The organism is Paenibacillus sp. FSL H8-0537, assembly GCF_038051995.1.
GTDB lineage: Bacteria > Bacillota > Bacilli > Paenibacillales > Paenibacillaceae > Pristimantibacillus.
This window is the reverse complement of sequence record NZ_CP150290.1, coordinates 5808150-5828860: the sequence shown is the minus strand read 5'-3', so window position 1 is coordinate 5828860 and position 20711 is coordinate 5808150. Positions and strand designations below refer to the sequence as shown.

The following is a 20711-nucleotide window of genomic DNA, read 5'->3' as shown; positions in this document are numbered from 1 at the left end:
CATCAACGAGAATGACTTGCGATTCACTTGACTATGAACGATAAGGGGATGGTTCTTTTGAAAAAGCCATTTAAGTTTGGTTACACGCTCATGCTGAGCATGGTTCTAATTATGGCGCTGCTCGTAGCTGCTTGCAGCAGCGGAAGTGGCGGCAGCAATAGCACTCCAAGCGAGGAAGCGGCAGCAACAGCTACACCTGAGGCTAGTGCGGAGGCTACGAAGGAGCCGGCAGGAAACGCGGATGGTTCGCCGCTGGAGCAGGCGCTTGCCGGCAACTACAAAGGAACAAAAGTATCGATGTTTGGTCCATTCGTTGATGTGGACCAGGTGAAATTCGAGGAGAGCATTAAGGCGTTTGAGGAGCAAACGGGCATCGATATTCAATATGAAGGCTCAAAGGAATTTGAGGCGACGATTTCCATTCGAATTGACGGCGGCAATGCGCCGGATATTTCCGATTTCCCGCAGCCAGGGCTGCTGGCGAATTTCGTGAAATCGGGCAAGGTTATCGATGTGTCGCAATTTTTGGACGCTGATAAGCTGAAGGGCAACTACAATCAAAGCTGGCTGGATATGGCGACGATGGAAGGTCCGAGTGGATCGATTATGGCCGGCGTATGGAATCGCAGCAGCGTGAAAAGTCTCGTCTGGTATCCAAAGAAAGAGTTTGATGATGCGGGTTATACCGTACCTAAGACATGGGATGAGCTGCTGGCGCTCACGGAGCAAATTGCCGCAGACGGCGATCCGGCATGGGCAATTGGCATCGAAAGCGGAGCGGCAACCGGGTGGCCCGCAACCGACTGGATTGAAGACATTATGCTGCGCACGACAACACCGGAAAACTATGATAAGTGGGTAAAAGGCGAGCTGCCATTTACAGATCCTATTGTGAAAAATGCATTCGAGAAGCTGTCGCAAATTTGGCTGAACGACGACTATGTTTATGGTGGACGCAAGTCGATCGTAACGACCGCGTTCGGGGATTCGGTTACACCGATGTTTGATCATCCGCCTAAAGCATGGCTGCATCGCCAAGCCAGCTTTATTACAAGCTTTTTCCCTGAAGGGTTGAAATCGGGTGAAGATTATGACTGGTTCTACTTGCCGTCGATTGATGAGGCTTATGGTGACCCAGTGCTTGTTGCAGGTGATTTGTATGCGATGCATAACGACCGTCCGGAAGTGCGCGCAGTTATGGAGTTTTTCACGACAGGCGAATCGATTAAGACTTGGGTGCAGTCCGGTGGCATAATCGCGCCAATGAATGATGCAAGCCTGGATTGGTATCCGACGGATGTGGAGCGTAGAATGGGCGAGCTCGTGAAAAATGCTTCGACGCTGCGCTTCGATGGCTCTGATCTGATGCCTGGCTCGGTAGGAGCAGGCACGTTCTGGAAAGGAACGACGGACTATATTAGCGGTACCGTTGATTTGGACGGCGCGCTTAAAGAAATTCAGTTTGGCTTTAACAATTAAATTTTAATTGAAGGAGGGCTGGGCCATGCTAGCTTCCACGCCAAAAACGAGCAAGTCGCGAAACGTTGCCGTTACTCTGGCTGTCGTGCTTGTAAATGCGATTTTACATTCAGGCATTTACCTATTCCTGCGCGATACGAATTTGCCATCTGTCTTATATGCTTTGCTTGCTATCATTTGGGGAGTGCTGGGCGTTTATTCGATTTATTGGTCGTTTAACTGGGCAGTGGAACAATATCCGGACATCTGGAAGCGACGCATCCAGCCCTTTATTTTCGTAGGACCTGCTGCGTTGCTGCTCGGCTGGCTGCTGCTTATCCCGACGCTGCGCACCTTGTATATGAGTCTTATGGATGCCGGTACGGAGAAGTTTGTCGGACTTTCTAATTATGCCGCTATTTTTACAAACCGCTTGCTGCTCACCGCGCTGCGCAACAATCTGATATGGGTCGCTTTTGGCGCTACCGCCTGCATCTGCTTGGGCTTGCTCATCGCAGTGCTCGCTGATCGCAGCAGCTTCGAGAAATTGGCGAAGGGCATCATCTTTATGCCGATGGCGATTTCCTTCGTCGCTGCTGGCGTCATCTGGAAATTTATTTATTTCTACAAGCCGGGAGATGAGCAGATCGGTCTGCTCAATGCAATCGTGGTCGCCTTTGGGGGGGAACCGCAGGCATTTACCAGCATGCTTCAGCCCTGGAACAATCTTTTCCTGGTCGCCATTCTGATTTGGATGCAGACGGGATTTGCGATGGTGCTGTTCTCGGCGGCGCTCAAGGGCGTGCCGGAGGATATGCTTGAGGCGGCGCGCATTGACGGCGCAGGGGAAATTCGTATTTTTCGCAGCATCATTATACCAGCGATTTCGGGGACGATTTTGTCCGTGTCGACGACAATTGTTGTCTTTACGCTCAAGATTTTCGATGTCGTCATGGTAATGACTGGAGGGCAATATGATACGGAAGTGGTAGCGACGCAGTTTTACCGCCAATTTTTCATGTATCGCAACGCGGGCTATGGCTCAACGCTGGCGATTGTGCTGCTCATCGCTGTCATTCCCGTCATCATTATTAATTTGCGGCAGTTTCGGAAACAGGGGGGATTCTGATGAAGCGAACAAGGAAAAAGACGATGTCGAAAACAATCGTCAACGTCGTACTCGCTTTTATTTGCCTCATCTGGCTCATCCCGACGGTAGGCCTCTTGGTCTCCTCCTTCCGGCCTGCGGTTGATATTTTGCAGACGGGCTGGTGGACGGTATTCCCGCACCGCGATTATGTTGCGCAATCGACGATCACGCTGCCGAAGGAAACCGATTTGCGGCAGCCGATTGAAGTGAATGGCGAGGTGTTTGACGATGATCAGCTGCGCAGCGGCGTCACCGCGCTGGATGGCAGCAGGCTGATCTGGGAAAATCGCCGAGCGCGCACGATTCAGGTGCAGCAGCCGGACTGGAAGGTGAACTCGAACTTTACGCTAGATAACTATAATGGTGTGCTGACGGGCAAAACCTTTGAAATTATGCAGTCAGACGGCACGGTAAGAGCGCAGAAGGGAGAAGGTCTCTCCAAAGCATTTCTCAATACGCTGGTTGTGACGATTCCATCGACGATTATCCCGATCCTGATCGCGACCTTCGCCGCTTATGCATTTGCTTGGCTGCGGTTTCCGCTGCGTCGATCGATGTTCGTCGCTGTCATTATGATGCTGGTTGTGCCGCTCCAAGTTGCGCTCATCCCGATTTTGAAGGATTATACGGCACTTGGCCTGAACGGCAGCTACCTGGGCATATGGATTGCGCATACCGGCTTCGGCCTGCCGCTGACGATATATTTTATGTATACGTTCATCAGCCAGCTGCCAAAGGACTTGTTCGAATCGGCATTTATGGATGGCGCGTCAAACTTTACGATTTTCACACGGCTTATTCTGCCGTTGTCGGTTCCGGCGATTGCCTCCATCGGTATTTTCCAGTTTCTATGGGTATGGAACGATTATTTAGTATCCTTGGTGTTTATCGGCAGCCAGCCGGATGTACAGGTCATGTCGATGCGGATTGCCGCAATGGTAGGATCAAGAGGCAGCGATTGGCATCTGCTGACAGCAGCTGCATTCGTCTCGATGCTGATGCCTCTAACTGTATTTTTCGCCCTGCAAAAATATTTCGTACGCGGCTTATTAGGCGGCTCGGTGAAAGGCTAGGCATCTAAGGGCGCCTCTCCTTCAAGAAACCCGTGCGTATGCCTGAAAGATTGGGTACAATAGCTGGGTAGGAGGAGATTGAGGATGTCAGATATTACATTTTTGCGAAACTTCCCCTTTTTTGAACATTTGAATGATTTGGAGCTGGCGGCGATCGCTCCGCTGTTCGTGACGAAAACCTTTGCTAAGGGCACCCAGCTGTTCTGGGAGCAGGATGAAGGCGATGAGCTGTATATGATTAAAGCCGGAGCTGTGCAAATTTACCGGCATGAGGAGGATCGCGAGGTTATACTTGCTATTTTCCATGAAGGGGACTATTTTGGCGAGATGGCGCTGATTGATAGTACGAAGCTCCGTTCTGCGTCAGCGAAAGTATTGGAGAAAAGCAAGCTATATGTATTGAAGCGCGAGCAATTTTTCGCACTGCTGAAGGAAAACCCGGGCATTGCGATTCATATTTTGGGGATTACACTGGAACGTCTGCGCAAGGCGAATGAGCTGATTACCGACCTGACGATTACGAATGCTCGTACGCGGATCTCGCGGCTGCTGCTGCGGCTGTCGGATAAATACGGAACGACGATCGGTCTGAAGCTGACGCATCAGCAAATTGCCGATATGACGGGAACGGTGCGGGAGACGGTGACCAAGGTGCTGCTTGAAATGCAAAATGAAGGTTATATTCGTATTGTGAGCAAAAAAATCAGCATTTTGAACAAAGAGCAGCTGCAGGTCATCGGCGGAATCCACCAGGATAGCAGGCTTAATGATGAGAAATCTATCGCTCAAGAAGGCTGATTGCCATTATTTTTGCGAAAATGTAATTTGGATTACATTTTTATGCGAGAGAAGTTGTTATGATCTAAAGGAAGAAGATAATAATAATGACGTGATGTCATCCTCCCGTTTATTCATTACCTATTCATATTGCGTTTCTGAGCGAAGCGCCCTCTCTATTAAGCAAGCATGATGCCTTGCGAGAGGCCGCCCTCTCAGTAGTGTTTCACTACTGAGAGGGCGGCCTCCTTTTTTTTCGCTTAACGAATAAATGATGGCTGCTATTGTTTACGATAAGCAAGCGGCGTCATACCCTCCCTTACCTTGTACAGAATGATAACTTAAGGTGGGAGAAAGAGTTTGGAAGTAGAATAAATAATCAAATATATAAGGTGTCTTACGATCAATTTTTTCCATTTGCTTTGAATACAATCATCCAGATTGAGTGTATAATATTGAAGAGTGATATTCTTTGGTACCTTATAGAATCAGCAGTTATAAATATATAATGTGCAATGAGAGGTAGTGAAATGCAAATGCAAAGACAGGATGATTTAATGGAGGAATTAGAGTCAGAACTTATGGAAGAAAAAGATATAGAAGACAAACTGTTTGATAATGATTACCAAGAAGAAGCGAGCATTTATCCTGATGTTACTATTAAGGTAGAGAGAGAGCAATATTCACTGTTTGAATTAAAGCGTAAGTACGATAAAAAGCCGCAACAAGTTAAGCTTGATCCTGACTATCAGCGCGATGATGTATGGGATGATAAGCAACGTTCAGAATTAATTGAATCCGTATTAATGGGAATCCCACTCCCAGTTTTTTATCTTAATGAAACGAAAGATGGGCAATTAATTGTTGTAGATGGAAGACAAAGGCTTACAACATTTTTTCGTTTTTTTGATGATCAGTTTGAGTTACAACAACTCAGAATATTAAATAATTTGCAGGGGCAAAGATTTTCTGAATTAAAGCATAATCTTCAATCAAAGTTAGAAGATTATCAAATTATTGCACAGGTCATTAAGCCACCTACACCAGATAGAGTTATTTTTGATATTTTTGATCGAGTTAACAGAGGAGGAACACAGTTAAATCAACAAGAGATGCGAAATGCACTTTATCAAGGCAAAGCAACCAAATTACTTGATGATTTGTCAAGTAGTGATTCTTATTTAGAGGTGACAGGTCGAACAATTACACCCATTCGAATGAAAGACCGCTATATGATTTTAAGATTAATATCATTTATTTTATGGAGAAATGGAGAATTAACTGAATATAAACATAAAGAACTGGATGAGTTTTTAGGAAGATCTATGAAGTATATTAATGAAATGGATGATGAAAATATTGCAGAACTCAAAACGCTATTTCATTTAACTATGTGTAATAATATGATTATATTCGGGAATCGCGCTTTTAGGCGAACAAACGGGCGTTATCCAGTAAATTTTATTTTATTTGAATCATTTGGGTATCTATTTACTCAGTTCGATCAAACAACATGTGAAAATAATACAGTTCGTTTTCGTGAATTGTCCAATAAACTACTCGAAGATGGAAAATTTAACGAACTATTGTCCAAGGATCGAGGTACTGGCAGCGTTATACCAGATGTCTTTGACAAAATGGATGAATTAGGGCGGAGGTTACGGGATGATAAATAGGCTTATTATTAATGGTTTAAAGAGTATTGATGTAGCAGATTTAGAAGTAGAACCATTAACTTTACTGGTTGGTATGAATTCCTCGGGTAAATCAACCGTGATTCAAGCATTGCTGCTTGCTATACAAAATGTAACTGATAAACATAAATCACCTTTAAATGGTCAGCTTGTTGCTATAGGAACCTTTGCAGAAGCTAGTAATTTCAGAACAAATGCCCGCAATATTAATCTGGAGTTAGGCTCGAATCAAAGTTCATTTATTAACCTAGACTTTGAACAAGCAGATCCTCAAGCTATTTGTAATATAAGTAGGACTGGAACATTAATTGAGGATTATTTAAATCGTAAAAACAAAAAAATTCAATATTTATCGGCAAATCGTTTAGGTGCTCAAGACACCTATTCTAAAAACTATAGCCAGCATGATGAGTCTGGAGTGCTTGGTGAATATGCAATTGATTATTTTGAAAATCACAAAAAAGATCCAATTGAGCCTTGTTTAATTAAAAATCCCGAAATAGGCAGTACATTAGATATAAATGTTAATTTTTGGTTGGGTTATATTATTAATGCTCAGCTATCTACAGAAGATTTAATAGGCACCGATAAAGTTAGAGCACAATTTCAAAATGCAGGAAATCGGAAGGTTCGTCCTAAAAATATTGGTTCAGGCCTGAGTTATATTATTTCTATAATAATTAGTATTTTATCTGCTAAAAAGGATGATCTAATAATTATCGAAAATCCTGAAATTCATCTGCATCCTAGAGCACAGTCTCGTCTGACTGAATTGTTTTCTTTTGCGGCAGAACGTGGAGTCCGTTTTGTTATAGAGTCGCATAGCGATCATATTTTTAATGGTATTCGTAAATCTATATACCATAAACGAATACAAAAAGAGAAAGTAGCAGTGTATTATTTTGATATTGATGAGAATTTGGTTAGTCGGCCTATACGTATTGAATTTCAGAATAATGGAAACGTATCCAATCATCAAAAAGGACTTTTTGACCAGTTCGATGATGATTTGGATGAAATGCTGGGGCTATAATTTATGGAGCTTATCTTAAATGAGCTTTCACTTGATGGTCAATTCACCTCTGTCCAATCCTTTATGGATTCCTTGTCTCCTATGATTAAATTGCAAAAAATAATTGAGTCAACGAATGTCGTTATGCTACGTCATCATGAACTATATAATCGTAAAGTTACGTTAAATATTACATTACATCATGTCTTAACAGATAATAGTGTTAAAACGTCGAATGAAATTCGCGTATTTAAGAGGTTATTACAAAAACTAATGTCGGATGACCCCTTTTGGACTTATGCACCTAAACATAGTAAAGCTGATAGCTATTATTTTGAATATTTAATGGGTTTGACATCCGGAAACGCCTTGGCAGAGGCATGTGAGAGGGACAAAGTTATTTTATCTTTTGAACATGAGCATTTTAAGATGGATACTGTTGAAGTATTGAAAAATGGGACACCTGTTGTTCTTATTAATGTTACTAATCCTATAATCTTATCTAATCTGCTATGGGAAAATAAACTCATAGTAAATGCAAGAGATTACTGTGTATATAGATATGATGAAACGAATCTTTCCTTTCAAATGCTGGAGCAAGAGCATGGATTTGAACAATTGGAGCTAGAAGAGATTAAAGCATTCTTGTCCTCATTCGACAGCTTCATTCAATTGTCATGGGATGATATTTTGATTCATGATGGCTTGCAATACAAGCCTTACTCACCTTCAAGACAACAAGACGACTGGTTCAGAAATTCGGTTCATCGAGAGAAAACAATTAGTAAATTTAGAACTAGTCAAAAATATCGTTGTTATGGATATCGAGAAAATAATATCTTTCATGTTATACGATTTGAAAGAGACCATAGACGCAGTGATCATGGTTAGATAACTTAACCTATCACAAAAATCAACCCACACCAATATATAAACGGTGTGGGTTGATTTTATTACATATCCTGAAGCTGAAATGTTAATTTATACACGAGGTGCCTCAAGCTGCGCCTTAATGCCTTCCTTCGCTTCTTCGGCTTTCTCAGTAACAGCGTTGATGACATGTTCGGTGCTTTCCTTCGCATGGTCGGCTATGTCAGAGGCTTCATCGCGAACGGTGGTGGCGAGGTCTTGCGTTTTATGGCCTATAGTTGAAACGAGATCGCTCGTTTTCTCGCTAATGTTGGAAGCTAGGCGACCTGTTTTTTGTGATAAATCTGAGCATGTATTGGAAAGAGATTTTCGCAGCTCGGAGCCTGATTTTGGAGCTAGCAGCAGGGCCGACAAAGCACCGAGCGCACCTCCAATCAGAATTCCCGCGAGCAGTCCGTTTGATTTTGCTTCGTTTACAGGGTTCGACATATTAATCCTCTCCTCTTATCTGGTTATCGTCTCTCATGTCATTAAGTAACCCGCCTAGCAAGTTTTGAAACAATGGTTAAAATGAATTGCAGCGAAACGCGCTTATGGAAGGATCATTAATTATAGGATTGGAAAGGCATAATCGAATATGATATAACTACTAGAGCGTTTCACTTTGAAAAAAAAGGTTGATTAACTTGTAGCAACGAAAGGAGCGCGAACATATGCGAATCGCAATTGTGGACGACAACGCTACGAATTTGCTCATTATAGAGAAGATCTTGCAAAAAGCCGGATATACGAAATTAACAACAGCCTCCTCAGCAATGGAGCTGTTTGATATTTTGGAGCTAGATGAGCCGAATGCGACGGAACCGCCGGTTTCTCTCATTCTAATGGATTTAATGATGCCGGGCATCGATGGCATTGAAGCGTGCAGGCGCATTCAGGAAAGCGAGCGCTACCGCGATATACCGGTTATTTTTGTTACGGCGCTTGGGGATTCGAATAAGCTGGCGGAAGCGCTGGACGCGGGAGCGATCGATTATGTCATGAAGCCGATCAATAAAGTCGAGCTGCTTGCCCGCATCCGCTCAGCGCTGCGTCTTAAATATGAAAAGGATTGGCATAAGGAGCGCGATCAGCGAATTTCCTTTGAGCTGAATTTGGCGAAGCAGGTGCAGCGCAGCATACTGAGCGATCCGATAGACAATGATCGGGTCAAAATCGATGCGATTTATCGGCCATCCTCTGAGCTGGCAGGCGATTTTTATGCCTGGTACTGCTTAGGCGGCGGAAAATATGGCGTTATTTTGCTTGATATGATGGGCCATGGCATTTCTTCCTCGCTCGTATGTATGTATATTTATTCGGCGCTGCAGGATACGATTAAAAGCATTTCCGATCCCGAGCTCGTCGTGCTTGAGCTGAACCGGAGGATGATGCAGCTGCAGGGCTCGAATCAACTGATGAACTATTATTTTACCGCCATCTATTATGTGCTGGACACGAACGAGCAGACGATTGAATATGTCAATGCGGGGCATCCCGCTGGTATTGCCTTTGTGGATCAAAAACCGCAGCTGCTGACGGAAGGCTGCTGCGCGTTAGGATTTTTTGATAACATTGAAGTGAAAAAAGGCACGATTGCTTATCGCAATCAGGTGAAAATCGTGCTCTATACCGATGGCCTGCTCGATCAGCTCGCCAAAGGACAAGAGGATGATGTCCAGCAGCTGCAAGCAAGGTTAGGTGAAAATGGGGAACAGCTTGAGGATCATGTGCTGAATCTGTTCGAAGGCTTAGGACAGGTAAGCCAGCAGGATGATATTTGCCTCGTTATGGTCGAAACAAAAGCGAAGGCGTGATAGAAATACAAGTGAGATAGAAATAGAAAAAAATTTTGAAATCATGGCCCGCGAGCTGTTTCAATCATTCCCAAACGGTTTAATATAAGGATATCTGACTATTTCAGCAGATGCTGGTTTTGTATGAACAGCATGATCGGCTGCCTTTCACTTTATTGCAAACGTAGGCATGATAAATGTAATAGTCGCTTTCATCCCGCGAGCGGCAAGCGGGCAGCCGATCTTCAAAATCGGCTGTTCTCCGCTTGTGCAGTGACGGTGTTATTGATATGATCTACTTAAAATTTGCCTTGGGAGTGTGTTCAATGACGTTAAACAAATTTCAGGCAGTTATTCATGAAACGGATAGCGCGATAATTGTACAAGTAGGCGGTGAGCTTGATTTGGCCGCAGCGCCTGAGCTGCGCTCCCTGCTCGAAACGGTTGTCAATCGTACAGATAAAACGCTTGTTCTTGATACGGAACGCCTTGCTTATATTGATAGTACAGGTATCGGCATCGTTGTGTCGGTTATTAAAGCGCGTGATGAGAAGAAAGCAGAATTTATCGTTAAAAATATTCCAAGAAGCATTAAGCGGCTATTTGATATTACCGGCATTTCAGGCTATATCAATGAAGGGACCGTAAGCTAAGGATGAAGCGTATTGTGATGCAAATACCGGCGGACGCACAATATTTGGATATCGTCAGGCTTAGCCTATACGGTATTGCTTCTAAAATGGGTTTTTCGTTTGAGGATATCGAGGATATGAAGGTTGCTGTTGGAGAAGCTTGCAATAACGCTGTTTTGCATTATACGGCAGATCAAGCAGCTGATGCCGTTCAAGCAACGGAGGACGAGCTTCAAATTTTAGTTGAATTTGAAGTGCTGCCCGATCATTTGACGATTAAAATTACGAACAGCGGAGCAGGCTTTGAAGCTGGAGCTTATATGGAAAAGGCAGGGCCGCTTGAAGGTGAAGACGCGAGCGGTTTGGAAGTTGGCGGACTTGGCTTGTATTTAATGCAGGCGTTAATGGATGAAGTTAATATACATTCCGCTGAAAGCACGCAGGTCGTCATGACCAAGCGTCTTCTGCCGCTGCAATAACACATAACCACGACTAAGGCATGGGACGCCCCGGCAAGTCGTGGTTTTGTTTTTTTATATTGCTAGCCGGCTGCTGTTTCATTCCTTGTAGAGCAGGGTAACTTAAACGTAACAAGAAGCACAAGGAAAGTAAGGGGGCTATGCTTATGCTATGGGAGATAGGGGTTTTGATAGCAGCAATTGCTTTTGCCATACTCGTTTATTATGTGATAGAGGCGCTTAGATCACTTAAGTATTCACTCGATGAGATGAGGGTAACTTTAATCGAAGTGAAGCATGAGATATCGGCAATCGGTACAGAGGTGAAGAGTGTCGTTCAAACCACGAACTCTGTTGCAGATGATGTAAATATGAAGCTCAAATCGCTTGACTCGCTGTTCGGATCACTTGATGATGTGGGCCATGTCGTTCAGGAAGCGACCTCAGCGGTTAAGGAATCGGCGGTTGCACTCATTTCCTCTGTGAAATCAGGGCAGAAGCTGCGGAAGGAAAGAGCCGCTGTGCAAGCCGAAGCGGAAGCAGCAAGACCGAAAGTGGCAGTAAATAATACAAAGACGGAATTACTTGCCCAAGGAGCAACGCTTGCAGCGAAAGTGCTGCAGCTGATCGTAGAGCGTAAATCTGCTGCAGGAGCCGCAGAAAGTGTATCTAGACCAGCCGGTATGCATAATACGGCTTCAAGCAGACAGTAAACAGACCGTTAGCAGCATGACGCACATAACATAACATCTTACTGTAGAAAGGAAAGAATGGCTGATATGAAAACATCGGTGCAGTTGACAATTCCAGCGGAGGCAGATTATCTCGATATTGTGAGATTAACCTTATATGGTCTGGCCGTTAAATTAGGCTTTGAATATGAGCAAATTGAAGATATGAAGGTAGCCGTAGGCGAGGCGTGCAATAACGCGATTATACATGGTTATGAGCAGCTTGGCTCTGGCGAGCTACAAGTGAATTTTGAACAACAGCTCGACGGCTTGAAAATTTGTATTCGTGACAATGGCACCAGCTTTAATTATGAGCAGGCAGTCAACCGTACAGCGGGGGCGCTCCATACGACGAGACTAAGCGATGCTCCAATTGGCGGACTTGGCCTGTATATGATGCAGGCGCTTATGGATCATGTGGAAGTGAATACGACTAGCGGTACGGAGGTCATTCTTACCAAACTGCTTGGCAGAAAAGAGGAGATGGCATGAGTACGAAACCCTCCTCCAAAGCTCCAAGTGAAATAGCCGCTTTCATGCAAACCTACCGTGATGAAGGTTGTAATGAAGCGGCTACGGCGCTTCTGGTACATTATGAGGATATCGTTCGAATGGCTGCTGGCAAAATGTCTCGCAGCCGCCCGGATTTATATGAGGATTTATATCAGGTGGGCCAAATGTCGCTGCTGCGGCTCTTTAAACAATACGATCCTTCAATCGGTATTCCGTTTGAAGGTTATGCGATGAAAAGCGTCATCGGCAATTTGAAAAATTATTTGCGTGACCGCTCTTGGTATATTCAAGTGCCTAGACGTGTAAAGGAAAAAGGCAGCATGCTTCAGCATGCGATTGATGAGCTGACGGTAAAGCTGGAACGCTCGCCGAAAGTGGAGGAAATCGCGGCCCATCTGGAGCTTACGCAGGAAGAGACGATTGAAATTTTGGCAGGACGTGATTATTACCATTACACGTCTCTGGATACACCGCTCACCAGCGAAGGGGATGGTGCTTCGATTGGCGATCTCATCGCTAATCCGTCCGATGAATTTAAAGCGCTTGATATGAAGCTGGATATAGGGGAAGCGATGAAAAGCCTCAAGGAAGAAGAACAGACCGTCATCCATTTAATCTATCAGGAAGGCCAGTCGCAGCGCATGATAGCCGACAAGCTGGGAGTCTCGCAAATGAGTGTTTCCCGGATTCAGAAGCGTGCGATTGAGAAGCTGCGGGCATGGCTGTAAGTTCATCTTGGGTGCCTCGTTTCTTGCCATACTCTAAGCAATGATGATAGAGTTAGAGGTATGGTTGGAATGGAGGAATGACTTATTTGGCGTTCGATGCGCTTTACGATAAGAGCGAAAATTTTATTAGGCTACCTTAGCATACTATTATGTTTGGCTGTTGCTATTGTTATTATTGTTGTGCGTATAAATGCTTTGCAGAGCGAAATCAATTTCATAGCAGATCACGATATTACGGTTCATGAAGTGGTTGATCAGCTTGAAATTAATATGCTTGATATGCAAAATGGGCAGCGGGGTTACGTTATCAGTGGTGACGAAAAGTATTTGGTTCCTTACAATGATGCTATTTTAGTATGGGGAAGCAATTATAATAAGCTGCATGAGCTATTGAATGATAATCCTACCCAACAGGCGAATTTAGAAGAAATTAAAGCGAATATTGAGCAATGGGACAAGTTTGCAGGGCAGCCCGTTGTTCAACTGCGTAAAGAAAACAAGATGGATGCGATTCGGACCTATTATGCGAGCGATCTGGGCAAAGAAATTGTAGAAAAGGTGCGTACCCAACTGGATCAGCTTCGCACTTCGGAGAAGGAGCTAACGAAGCTAAGAGTGGAGACGCTCTCACAAAATAATCGCAATTTGCAATATGTGCTGTTTATTGCCTTTGCCTTAGTGACGATAAGCGCGATTGCTGCTGCTATATTCGTCTCAGGTGCCATTGTTCGTACGATTAAGGATGTCAAACATACGATTCGCAGCATCATCGCTTCAGAAGGTGATATTAATGAGCGGATTCGCGTGAATACGAAGGATGAAATTCGCGAGTTGGCCGAGGCGACCAATGAATTGCTGGACAACGTCAATGAAGAAAGCTGGGTACAGAAGCGTACCGTGGAGGTAGCGGATATGTATCAGGGCTTTAAGCATATTGCTGATCTGTCCGAAGCGTTTGTTTATCAAGTAACGCCGATGGTTGATGCTACTTATAGCGCTATTTATATGCGTCATGTACAAAATGGCGTGACTACCTATGTGAAGACGGCTTCTTTTGCCGGGCATGAGCATGCTATAGAAGCAGCTGTAAGCTTCAAGCCTGGAGAAGGAATTGCTGGTCAATGTGTCGTTGACAAACGGCTGTATCATTTGACAGATTTGCCGATGGGATACGTTAAAGTCCGTTCTTCCTTAGGGGAGGCTTCTCCTCGAAGCTTGCTGGTGGCTCCGGTTTTCTTCGAGGGCAAAGTGCTGGCGGTTGTGGAATTTGCCTCTTTAGGAAGCTTCGATGACAAACAACTTACGCTTATTAAAGCGCTGCAGGAAAGCCTTGGCGTAGCAATAAACAGCGTCATAGGACGTATGGAAATCGAGCGTCTGCTTAATGAATCACAAATGCTGACCGAGGAACTTCAGGCGCAGTCTGAGGAATTGCAGGCACAGTCTGAAGAAATGCAAATGCAGCAGGAGCAGCTGCGCCTGACGAACGATTATTTACAGGAGCAGCGGGACTTGGCGGAGCAGCGCAACAGTCAGCTAGAGCAGACGAAGCATGAGCTTGAGGATTATTCCGAGAAGCTTGTCCAGAGCTCGCAGTACAAGACGGATTTTCTGGCCAATATGTCGCATGAGCTGCGTACGCCGCTTAACAGCATTTTAATTTTGTCGCAGATGCTTTATGAGAATGAAAATAAGACGATGACGGAGGAAGAACAGCATTATTCCCACGTCATCCATTCGGCGGGCAAGGATTTGCTCAGCCTGATCGACGATATTTTGGATTTATCGAAAATCGAAGCCGGTAAGCTTGAAGTAACGATTGACGAAGTGAATATGACAGAAATTCCAATGTTGATGCGCCAGTTATTCGATCCTGTAGCCGAGAAAAAACAGCTTTCCTTCGTTACTAACTTCGATGAGCAAGCGCCGCCTATTATTTCGACGGACGGTCACCGCTTGCAGCATATATTAAAAAATCTGCTGTCCAATGCGTTCAAGTTTACAGATAGAGGTTCCGTGCGACTCAGCGTTTCTCCTGTTGAGCAATCAAGAATACTAGAGCTTTATAATGGCGAGGCTCCATCGGATACGATGATTGCGATTTCGGTGAGCGACAGCGGCATTGGCATTTCGCCAGACAAGCAAGCCATTATATTCGAAGCGTTCCAGCAAGCGGATGGCACAACGAATCGCCAATATGGCGGTACGGGCTTAGGCTTATCCATCTGCCGTGAATTTACCCGCCTGCTAGGAGGCAGGCTGCAGCTTGAGAGCGTGGAGGGCGAGGGAAGTACGTTTACGTTGTTTTTGCCAAGCCTAAGTGAAGAATTCATAGCGTTCAGCCAGGAAATGCTGAATAGTCGTGATCAGTCGGCGGCTGGTGCCAACACCGTAATATGGCTTGCATCTGATGCTGCTGGAGGCGATTCTAAGCAACAGGATGATGAAGAGCTTAGCGAGGTGGAGACGGCACAGCTTAAAGCTCACATAGAGGATACGCGGCTATTTGAAGGAAAACGGGTGCTGCTCGTTGATGACGATGATCGCAATGTATTTGCGCTCAAGACGGCGCTTACCAGTAAAGGGGTTATCGTGGAATCAGCGAGCAACGGCAAGCTCGGCCTGGAGCTTTTGAATAAACAACCTGATTTTGATATTATTCTTATGGATATTATGATGCCGGTTATGGATGGATTGGAAGCTATACGCAGCATTCGCAGCAATCCATTGCTGAAGGAGCTGCCGATTATTGCACTCACAGCCAAAGCAATGAGGAATGATCGGGAGCGCTGCATGCAGGCGGGCGCCTCGGATTATATTAGCAAGCCGCTCCAAATGGAGCAGCTTTACTCGCTGCTGCGCGTATGGATGACGAAGCAGGAGGGCCGATGAATCAAGAAGTGGAAAACGTAGAGCTGGAATTATTTTTAGAAGGCATCTACCGTTATTATGGATTTGACTTTCGGCATTATATTCGTTCGTCGCTCTTGCGCCGGATTCAAAATCGGTTGCGTATTGAAGGAATTCCTACGATTACAAGACTGCTCGAACAGGTGCTTCGTGATAAAGAAATGCTGGACAAGGTGCTGCATGATTTCTCTATTAGAGTGACCGAGATGTTTCGGGACCCTAGTTTTTTTCGTGCTCTGCGGCAAGAGGTAATCCCTTATTTGCGGGGACTTCCGGAAATTAGAATTTGGCATGCCGGCTGTGCGACAGGCGAAGAGGTTTATTCAATGGCAATTTTGCTCAAAGAGGAGGGCCTCACCCAGCATAGCAAAATTTATGCGACCGATATGAGTGAGAGCGCGATTGAAAAGTGCCAGCGCGGTGCTTACCCGCTCAAGCAAATGCAAATCTATACGAAAAATTATATGGAAGCAGGCGGAATGAGCGCATTTTCCGAATATTATCAAACGGATCATCAATATGCTTATTTTTTGCCTGAGCTGCGGGATAATATTATGTTCGCCCAGCATAATTTGGTGACGGACGGCTCGTTTAATGAATTTCACCTCATTCTTTGCCGCAATGTGATGATTTATTTCGATACGACCCTGCAGCAGCAAGTCCATAAGCTGTTTTACAGCAGTTTGGCGGCGGAGGGGTTTCTCGGTTTGGGCAATAAGGAGTCCATTGTCCAACTCGATAAGCATTTGAAATATGTCGAATTTAACCCGAATGAGCGGATCTATCGCAAACCAACATTAAGCGGAGATGCCGTAACATAAGCTATATTATTGAAAGAGCGGCTTGTCTGCTCTTTTTTTGTGTTATATAATTTTTTTGCCAATAGGTAAAAAAGGCAGGGATGCTATCAAAGATTGTCGAATACTTTAGGAGAAATGGGCTAGTGATGAATTTTCGAAGCTTTGAGGTGCAGGAATGAGAGAAGTATTGAGATACGCAAGGTTCATCGTATTATTCTTCGTTTTATCCATCTGTTTAATGGTTCCTCGAGCTTTTGCGAGTCCTCCTCCTCCACCAATAACACATATTGATCAGTGGTATATTCAATGGCTAGATGAGGCAAGTCAGGAGCCGGTGCTCGCAGATGTGATGGATCAGGAGCATAATGATAGATGGATCTGGTCAACAGGCAATGATCGGGTAACCACCAAGCCGGACGGCTTTAACTCCGCCTGGATCAAGATTGAGGTTCCAGATTTGAAGTGGGAAAATCCAGGTATTATGCTGGACGTGAACTTTGCGCAGCAAATTCGTATATTTAACGATGGTTATCTTATATATGAGGATGAGCGCAACTACGGCTATGAGACGAACAATATTTTGCTGAAGCTGTCTCCTCATTATTATAATAAGCCGATATACATATATTTAAAAGGCAACGCAGATGCAAGCTCGCTAGGAATCGAGGGTAGCGTGAAGCTTGGCGATTTCCAAAGCATGAATTCTAAATATTTGCAAAAAAATATTTTGGATATTATTTTGGGCGGCACGCTTGTATTTGTATCGATTTCATTACTTATATGTATGCTGTTTGTGAATAAAATATATTGGCCAGGCTGGAATTCGTTATGTCTCCTGATGCTGTCGCTTGGGGTTATGACTTTGACGATTTCTCCGTATTTGTATGCGTTTTTCGGCAAATCCAGCCGAGTTTATTATTATTTGTTTGATATATCCTCGACGTTTATTATGACCTGGATCTTTTTATTTTTTGAGCAAATTATCGGGAAAGGCACAAGCCGAATATTAAAATATGGTTTGCGCGTCCAATTAGTCATCTCCATCGGAAGCAGCGTGTGGCTGCTGCTGAGCATCCTGCTAGGCGGAGGGATTCTGCATTATTATGAGAGCATCGTGCCACTCATCTTCGCATCGTCCGTCATGATCGGCAACATCATCTTAATTTCGGTGCTTGCGCTTTATTGTATGAAGCGAAACCGGGAAAGTATTATTATTTCTACAGGTTTTGCGCTGTTTGCCCTAACAGTGGTATCCGAGCTGGTCATTTATTTTACACACAAAGATTATGAAATGTTTTATTGGAAATGGGGAACGCTGTTTTTCATTTTCTCCTTAATTGTGGTGTTGATCCGGCGGATTATTAATAACTATGAGCAAATGCTGCTGTATTCCCGAAAGCTGGAAGTATTCAATAATGAGCTGCAGCGTTCTGAGAAAATGGAAATCATTAGCCAGCTCGCCGCATCGGTTGCACATGAAGTGCGCAATCCGCTGCAGGTGACACGCGGCTTTCTCCAGTTAATTGGCCATCGTTCTGCCGATCAGAAGGATAAAAATTATATGCTGCTGGCTATCGACGAGTTGGATCGCGCCTCCAGCATCATTACGGACTTTTTGACCTTTGCCAAGCCTCAGGTTGAAATGACGACGATATTGAATATAGCGGAGGAATTGGGACAAATCGAAGCGATATTATCTCCGCTTGCTACGATTCAAGGTGGAGAACTGCGGGTGGAGTCGAATTTTGAGCTGTATGTGCGGGGAAATTCCTCTAAGTTCAAACAAGCGATTATTAATATTGTGAAAAATAGCATCGAAGCGCTGCCGACAAAGGGAAGCATCGACATTATTGCCTATCAGGAGGATTCCACCGTCATTATTCGCATTAGCGATAATGGAGTAGGGATGGAGGAGAGCGAGCTGGAAAGATTGGGCGAGCCGTATTTCTCCAATAAGTCCAAAGGTACAGGGCTTGGGCTGATGGTCACCTTCCGCATTATTGAAGTGATGAACGGTCGGATCTATTTTAACAGTATAAAAGGAGTTGGCACGGAAGCGTTCGTAAGTTTGCCTTTAGCAGAAATTCAATAAAAGCGCCTTGCCGTCCTGGCAGGGCGCTTGATTTATGACTGTACGTAGAGGCTTACTTCCAAGGTGGAGATGCGACAGCTGCTTGGGAGCTATCAGCAGGACTGACAGGGATAACGAGATAATAGCTGTTAGTCTGTTCTTCTACTGCTTTTACTTCAACGTCTTCTGGAATTTCAACTTGAAACGCCTCTTTAATAGCGGCACGTGGATCAGCCAGGAGCTGCTTCTTGAAAGCCTCATCTTCCCATGCTTTCTGAATAATTTCCTGTCGTAAATTGTTTTCGCTGCTCATACTGTTCCACCTTTCTAGTATTATGCATAAGTTCCATTTATATATTGTAACATGGAATTTCGACAAAAACTACTATATATTTTCATAAAATACTAATTAATAGCAGATTTTTTAGGTGATTTTGTCATGATAGTGTTTGAAAGAGTCCGCCCTCCATCTGTTTTTTTCGACTGAGCTCTATATTATGAGCATCATTTGCGAGAGAAGCGGTTATGGATCCATGAAATTCCAGTAAATAACCAGCCTTAAGGCCTAATTTGAGATGCGCCTGTTCATATTGGTAAGCGAGCTCCACATAGTCCGTTAGTAGCCCCTGCACATATATCGCTTTTCTCACTTTACTGACTGTAATCGGCGACTGCTCTGGCCATCTATTCCTGAATAACGCTAGCAATCCATTGTAGCTTCCATCGGCCAAATCAGCTTCCCAGTCCGTCCAATCATCGGCCATTTGAAGCGCAACGAGCACATAATCAACAGCCTGTTCGACTGCCGGTATGAAGGCGTGCTGGTCCGAGAGGAGCAAGGCTCCGGTGCTGGCTATTTTCACGAGTGACGACTTTAAAGCGGTGCGAAGCGGATCGGTATTGAAATAATCGCTCTCGGACTCTTGGGCCACGCCAAGCGACCAATCGGCCATGTAGCGGTCGTAATACTCCCAAATCTTAGAGTCAGAAGTGTGCATACGGTGCAGAACACCGTACATCTGCGTATAAAATAAATGGCTCAAAGCCAGTTTCTGTCTGCTTTCCGCACTCCCCGTATCCATCACTTCATCCACAATAAAAAAATGCAGCATGCCGAATAAATTGGCAAGCGCAAGCTGCTCGCATTGCTCCTCGGTCACATCGGCCATTTCCGTTATCCAATAGGGCAGCAAATAGCCGAGATAGTTCTGGCTGCCGCTGCGATGCAGAGGATTGATCTGCGTAATATACGCTTGTCCCGTTTGATTTAGCGGTGCAGGGAATTTTGCCGTTATTTGCTGTGCTTTGGAGAAAACAGCCTGAAGACTGGCTTCAAAATGGGTGATAAATGGCATGGGGTAAGAGTCCTCTTATCTTTATATAATAGGCTTAAAGGCACATAAAATAATTTGTTTTCCAGTATTATACTTTGTTTTGGCGGTTGAAGATAGAGGGGAAGTTAAGTAAAATGTAGAAACTTGGAACTTTTTTGTGGGAAAACGATAAAAAGAGTGCGGCGAATGCCGAAAGGAGTCGCGAATGGGACAAAACGGGCTATTAATGAAACCAGTCGTACCGATTTTGCGAATTTTTGATGAAGCACATGCTAAAGCGTTCTATATGGACTTTCTCGGCTTCCGGCTGGATTGGGAGCATCGTTATGAGGCGGATTTTCCATTGTATATGCAAGTATCTAATGGCTGCTGTGTGCTGCATTTATCTGAGCATCATGGCGATAGCTGCCCCGGCGCAGCTATTCGTATTGAAACGAGCCAAATTGAAGCCTATCATACCCTTCTGCTTGAAAAAGATTACCGTTACGCCAAGCCTGGACTGGAACGGACGCCTTGGCATACACTTGAATGCGTCGTGACGGATCCGTTCGGCAACCGGCTGCTTTTTTATGAAAACCAAATGAAATAAAGCCATACAAGCGGAGCTGATCCAATCCGCTGTATGGCTTTTTCTATATTTCTCGGAATGAAACGCGCCGCGCCGC

Annotated in this window: 20 protein-coding genes; 17 read left to right on the top strand and 3 right to left on the bottom strand. The window is 44.6% G+C overall.

Annotated features, from left to right (window positions below; genetic code table 11):
• Positions 1 to 90 precede the first annotated feature (90 nt).
• The 7 genes from MHB80_RS24650 (at position 91) to MHB80_RS24620 (ending at position 8055) form a co-directional block, all read left to right on the top strand.
• Positions 91 to 1479, top strand: coding sequence for an ABC transporter substrate-binding protein (locus MHB80_RS24650; protein ID WP_341283068.1), 1389 nt, complete (start codon positions 91 to 93; stop codon positions 1477 to 1479).
• Positions 1480 to 1504: 25 nt separating this feature from the next.
• The gene (locus MHB80_RS24645) at positions 1505 to 2587 is read left to right on the top strand and encodes a sugar ABC transporter permease (RefSeq protein WP_341279444.1); all 1083 of its coding nucleotides are present in this window, start codon (positions 1505 to 1507) and stop codon (positions 2585 to 2587) included.
• A complete protein-coding gene (locus MHB80_RS24640; RefSeq protein WP_341279443.1) occupies positions 2587 to 3681 on the top strand; it encodes a carbohydrate ABC transporter permease in 1095 nt (364 codons plus the stop codon). Before MHB80_RS24645 ends, MHB80_RS24640 begins: the two co-directional genes overlap by 1 nt.
• Before the next feature lie 84 nt (positions 3682 to 3765).
• Positions 3766 to 4479 carry a Crp/Fnr family transcriptional regulator gene (locus tag MHB80_RS24635; protein WP_341279442.1) on the top strand — a complete coding sequence of 238 codons (714 nt, stop codon included), beginning with the start codon at positions 3766 to 3768 and terminating at the stop codon, positions 4477 to 4479.
• Positions 4480 to 4988: 509 nt separating this feature from the next.
• Positions 4989 to 6134, top strand: a complete 1146-nt coding sequence (locus MHB80_RS24630; RefSeq protein WP_341279441.1) for a DUF262 domain-containing protein — start codon at positions 4989 to 4991, stop codon at positions 6132 to 6134.
• On the top strand, positions 6124 to 7185 hold the full coding sequence (locus tag MHB80_RS24625; RefSeq protein WP_341279440.1) for a DUF3696 domain-containing protein: 1062 nt from the start codon (positions 6124 to 6126) through the stop codon (positions 7183 to 7185). The genes MHB80_RS24630 and MHB80_RS24625 overlap by 11 nt, the downstream gene beginning before the upstream one ends.
• A 3-nt stretch (positions 7186 to 7188) precedes the next feature.
• Positions 7189 to 8055, top strand: a complete 867-nt coding sequence (locus tag MHB80_RS24620) for a hypothetical protein (protein WP_341279439.1) — start codon at positions 7189 to 7191, stop codon at positions 8053 to 8055.
• A 90-nt stretch (positions 8056 to 8145) separates the two neighbouring features.
• On the opposite strand, the gene MHB80_RS24615 is transcribed toward MHB80_RS24620, so the two are convergent.
• Entirely contained in the window at positions 8146 to 8523 is a 378-nt protein-coding gene (locus MHB80_RS24615) for a YtxH domain-containing protein (RefSeq protein ID WP_341279438.1), read from the bottom strand.
• A 224-nt stretch (positions 8524 to 8747) separates the two neighbouring features.
• Between MHB80_RS24615 and MHB80_RS24610 the strand changes: the two genes are divergently transcribed.
• The 9 genes from MHB80_RS24610 to MHB80_RS24570 all read left to right on the top strand — a co-directional run bounded on the left by MHB80_RS24610 (position 8748) and on the right by MHB80_RS24570 (position 18733).
• Entirely contained in the window at positions 8748 to 9890 is a 1143-nt protein-coding gene (locus tag MHB80_RS24610; RefSeq protein ID WP_341279437.1) for a fused response regulator/phosphatase, read from the top strand.
• A 305-nt stretch (positions 9891 to 10195) separates the two neighbouring features.
• Positions 10196 to 10522, top strand: coding sequence for an STAS domain-containing protein (locus MHB80_RS24605; protein ID WP_046229046.1), 327 nt, complete (start codon positions 10196 to 10198; stop codon positions 10520 to 10522).
• A gap of 14 nt (positions 10523 to 10536) precedes the next feature.
• Entirely contained in the window at positions 10537 to 10980 is a 444-nt protein-coding gene (locus tag MHB80_RS24600; RefSeq protein WP_341279436.1) for an ATP-binding protein, read from the top strand.
• Positions 10981 to 11126: 146 nt separating this feature from the next.
• A complete protein-coding gene (locus MHB80_RS24595) occupies positions 11127 to 11672 on the top strand; it encodes a DUF948 domain-containing protein (protein ID WP_341279435.1) in 546 nt (181 codons plus the stop codon).
• Between the two features lie 57 nt (positions 11673 to 11729).
• Positions 11730 to 12182 (top strand): anti-sigma B factor RsbW, encoded by a 453-nt coding sequence (rsbW, locus tag MHB80_RS24590; protein WP_341279434.1) that lies wholly within the window; start codon positions 11730 to 11732, stop codon positions 12180 to 12182.
• 44 nt (positions 12183 to 12226) lie between these two features.
• On the top strand, positions 12227 to 12931 hold the full coding sequence (locus MHB80_RS24585) for a sigma-70 family RNA polymerase sigma factor (protein WP_237163518.1): 705 nt from the start codon (positions 12227 to 12229) through the stop codon (positions 12929 to 12931).
• Between the two features lie 153 nt (positions 12932 to 13084).
• Entirely contained in the window at positions 13085 to 15823 is a 2739-nt protein-coding gene (locus MHB80_RS24580) for a CHASE3 domain-containing protein (protein ID WP_341279433.1), read from the top strand.
• Positions 15820 to 16662, top strand: coding sequence for a protein-glutamate O-methyltransferase CheR (locus tag MHB80_RS24575; RefSeq protein WP_341279432.1), 843 nt, complete (start codon positions 15820 to 15822; stop codon positions 16660 to 16662). Before MHB80_RS24580 ends, MHB80_RS24575 begins: the two co-directional genes overlap by 4 nt.
• Positions 16663 to 16816: 154 nt before the next feature.
• A complete protein-coding gene (locus MHB80_RS24570) occupies positions 16817 to 18733 on the top strand; it encodes a HAMP domain-containing sensor histidine kinase (RefSeq protein ID WP_341279431.1) in 1917 nt (638 codons plus the stop codon).
• Positions 18734 to 18785: 52 nt separating this feature from the next.
• Here MHB80_RS24570 and MHB80_RS24565 read toward each other — a convergent pair whose 3' ends face one another.
• Positions 18786 to 19025, bottom strand: coding sequence for an NHLP leader peptide family RiPP precursor (locus MHB80_RS24565; RefSeq protein WP_341279430.1), 240 nt, complete (start codon positions 19023 to 19025; stop codon positions 18786 to 18788).
• A gap of 124 nt (positions 19026 to 19149) precedes the next feature.
• Positions 19150 to 20067 (bottom strand): class 1 isoprenoid biosynthesis enzyme, encoded by a 918-nt coding sequence (locus MHB80_RS24560; RefSeq protein WP_341279429.1) that lies wholly within the window; start codon positions 20065 to 20067, stop codon positions 19150 to 19152.
• 184 nt (positions 20068 to 20251) lie between these two features.
• Between MHB80_RS24560 and MHB80_RS24555 the strand changes: the two genes are divergently transcribed.
• Positions 20252 to 20635 carry a glyoxalase superfamily protein gene (locus MHB80_RS24555; RefSeq protein WP_341279428.1) on the top strand — a complete coding sequence of 128 codons (384 nt, stop codon included), beginning with the start codon at positions 20252 to 20254 and terminating at the stop codon, positions 20633 to 20635.
• Positions 20636 to 20711 lie beyond the last annotated feature (76 nt).